The sequence below is a fragment of the Amycolatopsis sp. cmx-4-83 genome (genome assembly GCF_046548815.1).
Lineage (GTDB): Bacteria > Actinomycetota > Actinomycetes > Mycobacteriales > Pseudonocardiaceae > Amycolatopsis > Amycolatopsis pretoriensis_A.
Window position 1 is genome coordinate 250,851 of the sequence record NZ_JAEBEF010000009.1, and the last position, 15,127, is coordinate 265,977.

Consider the following 15,127-nt stretch of genomic DNA (forward strand, 5'->3'; position numbering starts at 1 on the left):
CATGGCCACGCCTGAGAAGGTGCTCGACGCGCTGCGCGCCTCCGTCAAGGAGGCCGAGCGGCTGCGGCGGCAGAACCGGCAGCTCGTCGAGGCCGCGACCGAGCCGGTCGCCATCGTCGCGATGGCCTGCCGGTTCCCCGGTGGCGTGCGCTCGCCCGAGGGGCTGTGGGACCTGGTGGCCCGCGGTGGTGACGCCGTCACGGCGTTCCCCGCCAACCGCGGCTGGGACACCGCGACGCTGTTCGACGAAGGCCGCCCGGGCACCACGTACGCGCGAGAAGGCGCTTTCCTGCACGACGCCGACCTCTTCGACGCCGGCTTCTTCGGGATCTCGCCGCGAGAAGCCCTCGCCATGGACCCCCAGCAGCGGCTCCTGCTCGAGACGTCCTGGGAGGCCTTCGAACGCGCCGGCATCGACCCGGCTTCGGTGCGGGGCAGCCGGACCGGGGTGTTCGTCGGCTCCAACGGCCAGGACTACCTCACCCTGTTGCGTTCGTCGGCCGAGGACGTCGAGGGCTACCTCGGCACCGGCAACGCGGCGAGCGTCGTTTCCGGGCGGCTGTCGTACCTGTTCGGGTTCGAAGGCACGTCGCTGACCGTCGACACGGCGTGTTCGTCGTCGCTGGTCGCCCTGCACCTCGCCGTGCAGGCGCTGCGGCAGGGCGAGTGCGACCTGGCCCTCGCCGGCGGCGCGACGGTGATGGCCACCCCCGGCACGTTCGTCGAGTTCAGCAAGCAGCGCGGGCTCGCCCCGGACGGCCGCGTCAAGGCGTTCGCCGAGGCCGCCGACGGCACCGGCTGGGGCGAAGGCGTCGGAATGCTCCTGGTGGAACGCCTTTCCGACGCACAGCGCCACGGCCACGAAGTCCTGGCCCTGGTCCGGGGATCGGCGGTCAACTCCGACGGCGCGTCCAACGGCCTGACCGCGCCGAACGGCCCGTCCCAGCAACGCGTGATCCGCGCGGCCCTCGACAGCGCCCGCTTGTCCACTTCGGACATCGACGTCGTCGAGGCGCACGGTACGGGAACCACCCTCGGCGACCCGATCGAAGCGCAGGCACTCCTGGCCACCTACGGCCAGGACCGTTCGACGCCGCTGTGGCTCGGTTCGGTGAAGTCGAACATCGGGCACACCCAGGCGGCGGCGGGTGTCGCCGGGATCATCAAGATGGTCATGGCGATGCGGCACGGAGTCCTGCCGCGGACGTTGCACGTCGACGCGCCATCGTCGCATGTGGACTGGTCGGCGGGCGCGGTCGAGCTCCTGACCGAGTCCCGCAAATGGCCTTCGGACGACCGGCCGCGGCGAGCCGCGGTGTCGTCGTTCGGGGTCAGCGGCACCAACGCGCACACGATCCTGGAAGCCGTTCCGCCCGCCGAGCCGGTGCCCGCCGGGACACCGGTGGGCACCCTCACGCCGTTCGTGCTGTCGGCCAAGACCCCGGAAGCCCTTCAGGCGCAGATTTCCCAGCTCGACGCGGTGACGGCCGACGCCGCGGACATCGCCCGCACCCTGGCCACCACCCGGACGGCGTTCGAGCACCGCGCCGTCGTCCTCGAACCGAACCTGATCACCGGCGAGGTCCGCGAGGATTCCCGGCTGGCGGTGCTGTTCACCGGCCAGGGCGCGCAACGGGTCGGCATGGGCCAAGACCTCTACGCCCGCTTCCCGGCCTACGCCGAAGCTTTCGACGCCGTCCTCGCCCACTTCGACCCCGCACTCCGCGACGCCCTCACCGACGCCGAACTCCTCAACCGCACCGAGTTCACCCAGCCCGCGCTGTTCGCCATCGAGGTCGCGCTCTTCCGCTTGGTCGAGTCGTTCGGCATCCGCCCGGATTTCGTGGCCGGTCATTCGATCGGCGAGATTTCCGCCGCGCACGTTGCCGGGGTTCTGTCCCTCGAAGACGCGTGCCGCCTGGTCGCCGCGCGGGCGTCGCTGATGCAGGCCCTGCCCACTGGTGGCGCGATGGTCTCGATCGCGGCCCCCGAGTCCGAGATCGTCTTGACCGAGGGCGTCTCGATCGCCGCGGTGAACGGTCCCGAGTCGGTCGTCATCTCCGGCGACGAGGCCGCCGTGCTGGCGATCGCCGCGCAGTTCCCGAAGACCAAACGCCTCACCGTCAGTCACGCGTTCCACTCGCCGCTGATGGACCCGATGCTCGAGGACTTCCGCGCGGTCGCCGAGACGTTGAACTACCGCTCTGCGACGATACCGGTGATCTCGAATGTGAGCGGTGCTCTCGCCGAGCCGTTCACGGCCGACTACTGGGTCCGCCACGTCCGGGAAGCGGTCCGGTTTGCCGACGGCGTCGCGACCCTCGAAGCCGAAGGCGTCCACACGTTCCTGGAGCTGGGACCGGACGGAGTTCTCAGCGCGATGGTGCCGGGCACGGCCTTCCCGGTCCTGCGACGTGACTGCGACGAGGAACGGACCCTGCTCGCCGCCCTCGCGGGGGTGTGGGTCAACGGCGGCACCGTGGACTGGGCCGCCTACCTGCCCACCGGCCCGCGGATCGACCTGCCCACCTACCCCTTCCAGCCGGAACGCTTCTGGCCCACGCCCGCACCGCAGACCGACGTCGACGTCCCCGCGCTCGCCGCCGAACTCGGCCTGCCCGAAGACACCCTGCGCCCCGCCATCGCGGCCGTGCGGCGACGCCGTGAAGAGGCCACGGCCGCGGACGCGTGGCGCTACCGGGTCACCTGGACACCGCTGACCGCCACCGACGTCCCGGCACCGCAGGGCGACTGCCTCGTCATCGACCCGTCCCCGCAGCTGGAAGCCGTCCTCGAGAACTGGAACGGCCGGGTCTTCCGCCTCGACGGCCCTATCGGTGACATCGATCCGGTCGCCGTGTTCAGCGGTGCCGGGCTCGAGCGGACCGTCGACCTCCTGCGTGAACTCGGCGACGCCGGGATCGACGCCCCGCTGTGGTGCGTCACCGCCGGAGCCGTCCGCGCCACCGGAACCGACCCCGCGCCGGACCCCGATCAGGCCGCGATCTGGGGCCTCGGCCGCGCGGCCGCACTCGAACTGCCGGAGCGCTGGGGCGGCCTGCTCGACTTGCCGTCCACTGTGGACGAAGACGTCGCGGCACGGTTCCTGGCACTGCTCAGTGGCGACGAGGACCAGGTCGCCGTGCGCGCGGAGGGCAGCTTCGGACGGCGGCTGGAGCCCGCCGAGCCGGTCGCCGCTCCCGCGTGGACCCCGCGTGGCACGGTCCTCGTCACCGGCGGGACCGGCGCGCTGGGCGCCCAGGTCGCCCGCCGTCTCGCCCGGGACGGTGCCGACCACCTGGTGCTGGTCTCCCGCCGCGGCGCCGACGCACCCGGCGCGGCCGAGCTGGCCGACGAGCTGGGCGTGCGGGTGACGTTCGCCGCCGGCGACGTCGCCGACCGGGAGTTCCTGGCCGAGCTGATCGAGCGGGTCAGTCCCGGGCTCACCGCCGTCGTGCACACCGCGGGCGTCGTGCGGTCCGCGCTGCTGTCCGAAGTGGACAGCGCCGCGGTCGCCGAGCAGTGGGCGGCCAAAGCGACCGGCGCCCGCCACCTCGACGAACTCCTCGCCGACGCCGACCTCGACGCGTTCGTCCTGTTCTCCTCGATCGCCGGGGTGTGGGGCAGCGGGCAGCAGGGGCTCTACGGGGCCGCAAACGCTTTCCTCGACGCGCTCGCCGAAGGCCGCAGAGCCCGTGGGCTGGCCGCCACGGCCGTCGCGTGGGGACCGTGGTCCGACGGCGGGATGGCCGCCGACAACGACGCCGAGGACTACCTCCTCCGCCGTGGTCTGCGCGCACTGGAGCCGGGCGTGGCCGTCACGGCGCTCCTACGGGCCGCGGGCGGCGACACGAACGTCACGTTCGCCGACGTCGACTGGCCCCGGTTCGCCGCCGCGTTCACCTCCCGGCGGCCGAGCCCGCTGCTGGCCGGGATCCCGGACGCCGTCCCCGTGCCGGAAACCCCCGCGACCGGTGGTCTCGTCGGCCGGCTGCGCGGGCTGACCCCGGCGGTCGCCGACGAGGTGCTGCTGCAGCTCGTCCGTGACCAGGCCGCCGCGGTGCTCGGGCACACGAGCGCGGCCGCCGTCGCGCCGGACCGCGCGTTCCAGGAGATCGGCTTCGACTCGCTGACCGCGATCGAGCTGCGGGACGCCCTGCGCGCGGAGACCGGGCTCGCCCTGCCCGCGACGCTCGTCTACGACTGGCCGACGCCGGCCGCGCTCGCCGGTCACCTGCGGGCCGGCGTCCTCGGCGACGCCGTCACCGAAACCACCACGACGACGGCCGCGGCGGCCGACGAGCCGATCGCCATCGTCGCGATGAGCTGCCGGTACGCGGGCGGGATCGCGTCGCCGGAAGACCTGTGGCGCCTGGTGTCCGGCGGCGCGGACGCGGTCTCCGGCTTCCCCGCCGACCGCGGCTGGGACCTCGAAAACCTCTACGACGCCGACCCCTCGCGGCTCGGCTCGGTCAGCGTCACCGAAGGCGCTTTCCTCGACGCGGCAGGCGGTTTCGACGCCGGGTTCTTCGGCATCTCGCCGCGCGAGGCCCTCGCGATGGACCCGCAGCAGCGGCTCCTGCTGGAGCTGACGTGGGAGGCGTTCGAGCGCGCGGGCATCGACCCGGCTTCGGTCCGGGGGAGCCGGACCGGCGTGTTCGCCGGCACCAACAGCCACGACTACACGACGCTGCTCCTCGGCTCGGCCGACACCCTCGAAGGTCACATCGCGACCGGCAACGCGGCGAGCGTCGCCTCGGGCCGGCTCGCTTACACCTTCGGCTTGGAGGGCCCGGCCGTCTCGGTCGACACGGCGTGCTCGTCTTCGCTGGTCGCGCTGCACCTGGCCGTCCAGTCGCTGCGGCTCGGCGAATGCTCGATGGCGCTGGCGGGCGGCGTCACGGTGATGGCGACGCCGGGTACGTTCGTGGAGTTCAGCCGCCAGCGCGGCCTCGCCGCCGACGGCCGCTGCAAGGCGTTCGCCGAGGCCGCGGACGGCACGGCGTGGGGCGAGGGCGCGGGCCTGGTCCTGCTCGAACGGCTCTCGGACGCCGAGCGCAACGGACACCGCGTGCTGGCCGTGGTCCGCGGCTCGGCGGTCAACCAGGACGGTGCGTCCAACGGCCTCACCGCGCCGAACGGCCCGGCCCAGCAGCGCGTCATCCGCGCGGCGCTGGCCGACGCCGGTTTGTCCACTTCGGACGTCGACGTGGTCGAAGCCCACGGCACCGGAACCACTTTGGGCGACCCGATCGAAGCCCAGGCGCTCCTGGCCACCTACGGCCAAGACCGTGAGACGCCGTTGTGGCTCGGCTCGGTCAAGTCCAACATCGGCCACACCCAGGCCGCGGCGGGCGTCGCCGGCGTGATCAAGATGGTGATGGCGATGCGGCACGGCGTGCTGCCGCGGACGCTGCACGTCGACGCGCCCTCGTCGCACGTGGACTGGACGGCGGGTGCCGTCGAGCTGCTGACCGAGTCGCGCGAGTGGAGAGCCGACCGCCCGCTGCGGGCCGCGGTCTCGTCGTTCGGCATGAGCGGCACCAACGCGCACACCGTACTGGAAGCCGTTCCCCAGCAAGAGCTTTCGCCTGCCGCTGAGTCAGGCCCGGTTCCGTGGGTGCTCTCGGCTCGTTCGGCCGAGGCCCTGCGCGGCCAGGCGCAGGCTTTGCTCCGGGTGGCCGGTACTCCGGCCGACATCGGCTTCTCGCTGATCGCCACCCGGGCTTCCCTGCCGCACCGCGCGGTCGTGACCGGCGACTTCGCCGAGGGTCTGACCGCGCTGGCCGAGGGCACCCCGGCGGCGAACGTCGTCACCGGCGTGGCCGGGGCGCCGGGCAAGGTCGCCTTGGTCTTCCCCGGCCAGGGCTCCCAGTGGGCCGGAATGGCACTCGAACTCGCGGAGTCTTCGCCGGTCTTCGCCGCCCGCCTCGACGAGTGCGCGGCTGCGCTGAGCTCCTTTGTGGACTGGCAGCTCCGTGACGTGCTCGCCGACGCGGAGGCGCTGAGCCGGGTCGACGTCGTGCAGCCCGCGTTGTTCGCGGTGATGGTGTCGCTGGCGGAGTTGTGGCGCTCGTTCGGCGTGGTCCCGGACGCCGTCGTCGGCCACTCCCAGGGTGAAATCGCCGCCGCGGTGGTGTCCGGTGCGCTGTCCCTTGAGGACGGTGCCCGCGTGGTTGCTCTGCGGAGCAAGGCAATCCTCGCGCTGGCCGGCCGTGGCGGGATGGTCTCGGTGGCCGCCTCCCGCGAAGCCGTCGAAGAACGGCTGACCGACGGCCTCTCGATCGCCGCCGTCAACGGCCCGGCCGCGGTCGTGGTCTCCGGCGAGCCGCGGTCGCTCGACGAGCTGATCGCCTCCTGCGAAGCCGACGGCATCCGCGCCAAGCGGGTCCCCGTGGACTACGCGTCGCACTCGGCGCAGGTCGAGCAGCTGCGTGACGAACTCCTCGACGTGCTGGCCCCGATCGCTCCTCGCGTGGGCGAGATCGCCTTCATTTCGACGGTGACGGGGGAGTGGAACGAAGTAGTCGACGCCGAGTACTGGTACACCAACCTGCGCAGCACCGTCCGCCTGGATACCGCGGTCGAGCGGTTGAAGAGCGAGGGCTTCGGGACGTTCATCGAGGCCTCGCCGCACCCGGTCCTGACGATGGCGCTGGGCGAAGACGTTGTGGCACTGGGAAGTCTGCGCCGTGACGACGGGGGGTTGCCCCGCTTCCACACCGCGCTGGCCGAGGCGCACGTCCACGGGGTCACCGTCGACTGGACCCCGGCCTTCCGGGACGCCCGGGTCGTCGACCTCCCGACGTACGCCTTCCAGCGCAAGCAGTACTGGCCCCGACCGGCCACCCGCACCGGTGACGCCGCCGGGCTCGGCCTCGGCGCCGTCGAACACCCCCTGCTCGGCGCCGCGGTCACCCTCGCCGAGGAAGACCGGCTCGTCCTCACCGGACGGCTCTCCCGGCAGACGCACCCCTGGCTCGCCGACCACGAGGTCCTCGGCACCGCGCTGCTGCCCGGCACGGCGTTCGCCGAACTCGCCATCCACGCGGGCGACCACACCGGCTGCGGCACCGTCGAAGAACTCACCCTCGGGGCGCCGCTGGCCGTGCCCGCCACCGGCGGCGTCCAGCTCCAGCTCGTCGTCGAGGCGCCGGGCGAGGACGGCCGTCGCGCCCTGACCATCAGCTCCCGCCCGGACCGTCCCGGCGCCCGCTGGACGCGGCACGCCCAAGGCGTCCTGGCCCTCGGCGCCCCGGAAGCCGAGCCCCTGCCCGACTGGCCGCCCGCCGGCGCGGAGGCGCTCGACGTCGAGGCCCACTACACCGCGCTCGCCAACGCCGGTTACCACTACGGACCCGCCTTCCGCGGCCTGCGCGCCGCGTGGCGCCGCGACGGAGACGTCTTCGCCGAGGTGGAGCTGCCGGGAACCGACGCGTTCGCCGTGCACCCGGCCCTGCTCGACGCCGCCCTGCACGCACTCGGCCTCGGCGGGTTTTTCCCCGACGACGGCCAGGCCCGCCTCCCGTTCGCGTTCACCGACGTGAGCCTGTTCGCCACCGGGGCGAGCGCCCTGCGCGTGCGGCTGAGCCAGGCGGGTCCGAACGCGGTGTCGGTCGTGGCCACCGACCCGGCAGGCAACCCGGTGGCAAGCATCGGCTCGCTGGCGTTCCAGGTCGCGTCCACGGTGGACGACGTGCCGGACGCCCTCTTCCGCACCGAATGGACACCGGTCACCACGACCGGCGAAGTGCCCGGATTCGCGTGGCTGACCGGACCATTGTCGGACCTCACCGAGGTGCCGGACGCGGTGGTACTGCCAGTCACCGGCACCGACCCGCACGCCGTCGCGGCGCACGTCCTCGCGACCGCGCAGGAGTGGCTGGCCGACGATCGGTTCGCGGCGGCCCGGCTGGTGGTGCTCACCACCGGCGCGCTCGCCGCCCTGCCCGGCGACCCGGTGCCCGCGTTGGCGCAGTCCCCGGCGTGGGGCCTGATCCGTTCGGCCCAGTCGGAAAACCCCGACCGTTTCGTGCTCCTCGACCTCGACGACCGTTCCGACGCGGCCGCCGCCATCGGCACCGCGCTGGCGTCCGGCGAACCGCAGTCGGCCGCCCGCGCGGGGACAGTGCTCGTCCCGCGCCTGGCCCGCCCGGCCACGGAACTGAAGCTGCCCGGCACTGGGCAGGCACGCCCGGAACTGGCCTCGCCCGGCGCCTGGCGCGTCGGCACCACCGGCACCGGCACCCTCGACGGCCTCACCACTCTCCCGGCGCCGGAAGCCGAAGCCGCACTCGGGCCCGACGAGATCCGCGTCGAGGTCCGCGCGGCCGGCCTGAACTTCCGCGACGTCCTGATCACCCTCGGCATGTACCCGGGCCAGGCCCTGATGGGTGGCGAGGCCGCCGGCATCATCCTCGAAACGGGCGAACAGGTCCGCGGCCTGACCGCCGGCGACCGCGTGACCGGCCTGTTCACCGGCGCACTCGGCGCGATCGCGGTCACCGACCACCGCCTGGTCACCCCGATGCCGGACGGCTGGAGCTTCGCCGAAGCCGCATCGATCCCCGTCGCGTTCGCCACCGCCTACTACGGCCTGTTCGACCTCGGCGGCCTCGAAGCGGGCCAGTCCGTACTCGTGCACGCGGCCGCCGGCGGCGTCGGCATGGCGGCCGTCCAGCTCGCCCGCCACCGCGGCGCCGAGGTCTTCGCGACCGCGAGCACCGGGAAGCACGACGTGCTGAAGCAAATGGGTCTCGACACCATCCACATCGGAGACTCCCGGTCACTGTCCTTTGAGGACCACTTCCGCAAGGTGACCAACGGACACGGCGTCGACGTCGTGCTCGACGCCCTCGCCGGCGAATTCGTCGACGCCTCCCTCCGGCTGCTGCCCCGCGGCGGACGGTTCGTCGAGATGGGCAAGGCCGACCTCCGCGACGCCGCCGAAGTCGCGCGGGTCCACGAGGGCGTCCTCTACCGCGCGTTCGACCTGATCGAAGCCGGACCCGAACGCCTGCAGGAAATCCTGCGTGAACTGGCCGGGCTGTTCGAAGCCGGCGCACTCACCCCGCTGCCGCGGCGCACCTGGGACCTGCGGCAGGTGCCGGAGGCGTTCCGGTTCATCAGCCAGGCCCGGCACGTCGGCAAGAACGTCGTCACGCTGCCGCGCCCGCTCGACCCGGCCGGCACCGTGCTCGTCACCGGCGGCACCGGCACGCTCGGCGCCCGCGTCGCGCGCCACCTCGTGACCGCGCACGGCGTCCGGCGGCTGCTGCTGGTCAGCCGCCGCGGCCCGGACTCGCCGGGCGCGACTGAACTCGCGAACGACCTGACCGCGCTGGGCGCCGAGGTGACAATCGCCGCGTGCGATGCCGCCGATCGCGACGCACTGGCCGAGCTGCTGGCCGGCCGCACACTGACCGGCGTCGTGCACACGGCGGGCGTCCTCGCCGACGGCCTGCTCACCGGCCTCGACCCGGCCCGCCTCGACGAGGTGCTGCGGCCCAAGGTCGACGCGGCCGTCAACCTGCACGAGCTCACGCGGAACATGGACCTGGCGCTGTTCGTGCTCTTCTCGGCCGCCGCGGGCGTGTTCGGCACGGCCGGGCAGGGCAACTACGCGGCCGCCAACACCGCGCTCGACGCACTGGCCGCGCACCGCCGCGCCCTCGGCCTGCCGGGTGTCTCCTTGGCCTGGGGCCTGTGGGCGGAGGCCAGCGGCATGACCGGCCACCTCGGCGCCACCGACCTGGCGCGGATGTCGCGGGGCGGCATGACCGGGCTGTCCGACGCCGACGGGCTGGCGCTGTTCGACGCGGCCATCGCCCGCGGCGAGACCTTGGCGATCCCGGCCCGGCTCGACCTCTCGGCGTCGAACGGTCCGGTGCCGCCGTTGCTGCGCGGGCTCGTCCGCGCCACCCGCCGCGCCGCCACCACGACCGCGTCGAGCGACGGCGGACTGACCGCCCGGCTGCAGACGCTGCCCGCCGCCGAGCGCGACCGGCGGCTGCTGGAGCTGGTCCGCGACCACGTCGCCGCGGTGCTCGGCCACGACACCGCCGACGAGATCGAGCCCGGCCGCTCGTTCGCCGAACTCGGCTTCGACTCGCTGACCGCCGTCGAGCTGCGCAACCGGCTCGGCGCCGCGACCGGGCTGCGCCTGCCGGCGACGCTGGTGTTCGACCACCCGGCCCCGGCGGCGCTCGTGGCACTGCTGCGGACCGAACTGTTCGGTGCCGCCGCGGAACAGCCGACCCAGGTCGTGACCGCCGCATCCGGCGACGACCCGGTCGTCATCGTGGCGATGAGCTGCCGCTACCCGGGTTCGGTCGCCTCGCCGGAGGACCTGTGGTCCCTTGTGGACGGTGGCGTCGACGCGATCACGCCGTTCCCCGCCGACCGCGGCTGGGACCTCGATGGCCTGTACCACCCGGAACCCGGCACGCCCGGCCGCATCTACACGCGCAACGGCGGTTTCGTCCGCGACGCCGACCGCTTCGACCCGGAGCTGTTCGAGATCGCGCCGCGCGAGGCACTGACCATGGACCCGCAGCAGCGCCTGCTGCTCGAAGCGACGTGGGAAGCCTTCGAGCGCGCCGGCATCGACCCGACGTCGGCCCGGGGCAGCCGGACCGGCGTGTTCGTCGGCGCGGCGACGTCCGGCTACGGCACGGGCGCGGCGACCGACGGCCTCGAAGGGCACCTGATGACCGGCGGGACGTCGTCGGTGGCGTCGGGCCGACTGTCCTATGTGTTCGGTTTGGAAGGTCCCTCGCTGACGGTGGACACGGCGTGTTCGTCGTCGCTGGTGGCGTTGCACCTGGCGGTGCAGGCGCTGCGACGCGGCGAATGCGACCTGGCGCTCGCCGGCGGCGTGACGGTCATGCCGACCCCCGGCGTCCTGCTCGCGTTCAGCCAGCAGCGCGGCCTGGCCGAAGACGGCCGGATCAAGGCGTTCGCCGAGGGCGCGGACGGCACCAGCATGGCCGAAGGCATCGGCATGCTGCTGGTGGAGCGCCTCTCGGACGCGCGGCGCAACGGTCACGAGGTGTTGGCCGTGGTGCGCGGTTCGGCGGTGAATTCGGACGGCGCGTCGAACGGCCTGACGGCGCCGAACGGCCCGTCGCAGCAGCGGGTCATCCGCGCCGCGCTGGCCGACGCGGGCTTGGCTCCGTCCGAAGTGGACGCGGTGGAAGCACACGGCACCGGCACCAAACTCGGTGATCCGATCGAAGCGCAGGCGCTGCTGGCGACCTACGGTCAGGACCGGTCGACGCCGCTGCTGCTGGGTTCGGTGAAGTCGAACCTGGGGCACACGCAGGCCGCCGCCGGGGTCGCGGGCGTCATCAAGATGGTGATGGCGATGCGCAATGGTGTGCTGCCGCGGACATTGCACGTCGACACGCCTTCGTCGCATGTGGACTGGACGGCCGGAGCGGTGGAGCTGCTGACCGAGCCGCGCGAGTGGCCGTCGGACCGTCCCCGGCGGGCGGGAGTTTCGTCGTTCGGCATCTCCGGCACCAACGCGCACACGATCCTGGAGCAGGCACCGGACGCCGTCACCGAGGACCGCGCGCCGGTTTCCGGTCCGGTGCCGTGGGTGTTGTCGGCGAAGAGCCCGGCGGCACTGCGGGCACAGGCCGCCCGCCTGCACGGATTCCTCGGCGACGAGGTACCCGCCGACGTCGCGCTGAGCCTGGCCACCACCCGCGCCGACCTCGGCCACCGCGCCGCGGTCGTCGGCGAGAGTGCTCCCGAGCTCCTGGCCGGACTGTCCGCGATCGCCGGCGGCGACCCGGGCGCCCTCACCGGCACCGGCACCCCCGGCCGGCTTGCGGTGCTGTTCACCGGCCAAGGCGCGCAGCGGGCCGGGATGGGCCGCGAGCTGTACGCCCGGTTCCCGGTGTTCGCGGCGGCGTTCGACGAGGCCTGCGCCCTGCTCGACACCGACGTGCCGCTGGCCGAGGTGATCGAGACGGATCTGCTCGACCGGACCGGCTACGCGCAGCCCGCGATCTTCGCCCTCGAGGTCGCGCTGTTCCGGCTCGTCGAGTCGTGGGGAGTCCGGCCGGACTTCGTGGCCGGGCACTCGATCGGCGAGCTGGCCGCCGCGCACGTCGCGGGCGTGCTCTCGCTGCCCGACGCGTGCAAGCTGGTCACCGCCCGCGCAACCCTGATGCAGTCCCTCCCCGAGGGCGGCGCGATGGTGGCAATCGCCGCTTCGGAGGCCGAGGTCCGGGCCCGATTGGCCGGTGACCGGGCCACGCTGGTCGGCGAGCGGGCCGAGCCGGCAGACGAGGCCACGCTGACCGGCGGCCGGGCCGAGCTGGCTGACCAAGCCACGCTGACCGGCGACCGGGCCGAGCTGGCCAACCAGGCGACGCCGACCGGCGACCGGGCTGAGCTAGCCGACCGGGCTGAGCTGGCTGGGGATCGCGCCGAGCTGACCAGTGGCTGGGCTGAGCCTGCCGGTGACCGGGCCGAGAAGACCGGCGCCGGGGCCGCACTGCCTGGCGATCGAGCCGAGCAGGTCGGCAACCGGGCCGACCGGGCCGGCGACCGTGTCGGCATCGCCGCGGTCAACGGTCCCCGCAGCACCGTCATCTCCGGCGACGAAACCGCCGTGCTCGCCATTGCCGCCGAGTTCGCCGCCCGTGGGGTCAAGACCAAGCGGCTCCGCGTCAGCCACGCCTTCCACTCGCCGCTCATGGACCCCATGCTCGCCGACTTCCGCGCGGTCGCCGAAACCCTCATGTACCACCCGGCGCAGATACCGGTGATCTCGAATGTGAGCGGTGCTCTCGCTGAGCCGTACACCGCGGAGTACTGGGTGCGCCACGTGCGCGAAGCCGTCCGGTTCGCCGATGCCGTGCATACGCTCACCGAGCAAGGCGCGAGCACGTTCCTCGAGCTCGGCCCCGACGGCGTGCTGTCCGCGATGGCTGCCGAGAGCACTGATCTCCCTTCGGTCCCGACGCTCCGCGACGGCGAGAACGAGCCCCGTGCGCTGGTCACGGCGTTCGCCCGCCTCCGCGTCGCCGGCTTCCCGCTCGACACCGCCGCACTGCTCGAAGGCGCCAGAAGGATCGCACTGCCGACCTACGCCTTCCAACGGTCGCGGTTCTGGCTCGAACCCGCGGCAAAGACCGAAAGCGACAGCGGCTTCTGGGCCGCAGTCGATGCGGGCGACCTCGAACTCGACGACCAGGCCATGGCGGCGCTCGACCGCTGGCGCTCATCGTCCACAGTGGACACCTGGCGTTACCGCGTCACCTGGCGACCGCTGGCCGAGACCACGGGACGCCTGACCGGCCGCTGGCTCATCCTCGGCACGAACGAGCTCGCCGAGCAGGTCGCCCAGGCACTGAAAGCGCACGGCGCCGAGCCGATCATCGAGTCCGGCCGCCGCGAAAGGGCCGCGTTGACGACCCTGCTCCGCGACCACGCCGACGTCGAAGGAGTCGTTTCCCTGCTGGCGATCGGAGAAGACGCGGAGACCGGGCTCGCCGCCAACCTGGTGCTCACGCAGGCATTCGCCGACTCCGGCATCCCGGCCCGCCTGTGGTGCCTCACCCAGGGCGCGGCCAAGGACGTCACCCAGCCCGGCCAGGCCACGACCTGGGGCTTCGGCCGGATCGCGGCCCTCGAGCTGCCGTCCGGCTGGGGCGGCCTCGCCGACCTGCCCGAGACGTTCGACGCGGCGGCCGGAGCCCGGCTCGCGGCCGTGCTCGCCGACGGCACCGAGGACGAGGTCGCCCTCCGCCCGGACGGCGTCTTCGCCCGCCGGCTCGCGCCCGCCCCGCCCGGGGAGACGCGGGATTGGCGCCCGCGCGGCACGGTGCTGATCACCGGCGGCACCGGCGCGCTCGGCGCCGCGGTCGCCCGTGAACTCGCCGCCACCGGAGCCGAACACCTCGTGCTCACCGGCCGTCGCGGCGCCCAGGCACCGGGCGCGGCCGAGCTGGCCTCGGAGCTGTCCGCCCTCGGCGTCCGCGTCACCCTCGCCACCTGCGACGCGGCCGACCGGGACGCCCTCGAGAAGGTCATCGCGGCCATCCCGGCCGACCTGCCGCTGACCGCGGTCGTGCACGCGGCCGGCACCGGCCAGAACGGCCCGCTCACCGCGATCACGCCCGGGGAGGTGACCGCGGTGCTGGCCGGCAAGGTGGCCGGCGCCCGGCACCTCGACGAGCTGACCCGCGACCGCGACCTCGACGCGTTCGTCCTCTTCTCCTCGATCTCCGGCGTCTGGGGCAGCGGCGAGCAGGCGGTTTACGGTGCGGCGAACGCGTTCCTCGACGCGCTCGCCGAAGAACGCCGCGGCCGCGGGCTCACCGCGACCGCGATCGCGTGGGGCCCGTGGGCCGAATCCGGGATGGCGGCCGACGACGGCGCGGTCCGGATGCTGCGCGGACGCGGCCTCCCGCCGATGGACCCCGCGCTCGGCGTCACGGCCCTCCGCCGGGCGCTCGCGGCGGACGACACCGCCGTCGTGGTCGCCGACGTCGACTGGGCCAAGTTCGCGCCGGTCTTCACCGCGGCCCGGCCCCGGCCGGTCCTGGCCGACCTCCCGGCGGTGCGCGCCGTGCTCACCGAGGCCGAGCCCGAGGAGACCGGGTTCGCTTCGATGTCCATTCAGGACCGGCCGAAGGCGCTGCTCACCCTGGTCCTCGACCAGGTCGCGGGCGTCCTCGGGCACTCGGTGCAGGCGATCGGGCCGGAACGCGCTTTCAAGGAGCTCGGCTTCGACTCGCTGATGGCGGTCGAGCTGCGCAACCGGCTCGCCACCGGAACCGGGCTGAGCCTGCCGGCGTCGCTGGCTTTCGACCACCCGACCGCGGCCGACCTGGCCGAGGAGCTGGACCGGCGGCTGGGCGGCGGCGAGACGGGTGGCGTCCGGCTCCTCGACGAGCTCGACCGGCTGGAAGCCGCCTTCGAAACCGTCACCGAGTCCGAATTGGACGGCATTTCCGCGCGCGGCGAGGTCACCGCGCGCCTGAAGGGTTTCCTCGCGCGCTGGAGCGACCTGTCCGGCGAGACCGGCGGCACCGACCTCGGCGGCGCCAGCGACGACGAGCTCTTCGACTTCATCGACAACACCTTCCGGACCTCGTGAAAGACAGTG

At 73.5% G+C, this 15,127-nt stretch carries 1 protein-coding gene; it reads left to right on the top strand.

Features of this window, described 5'->3' with window-relative positions:
- The first annotated feature begins 1 nt into the window (after position 1).
- Complete coding sequence (locus tag ACLJQM_RS28495; protein ID WP_410633428.1) at positions 2–15,118, top strand: SDR family NAD(P)-dependent oxidoreductase; 15,117 nt, start codon at positions 2–4, stop codon at positions 15,116–15,118.
- Positions 15,119–15,127 lie beyond the last annotated feature (9 nt).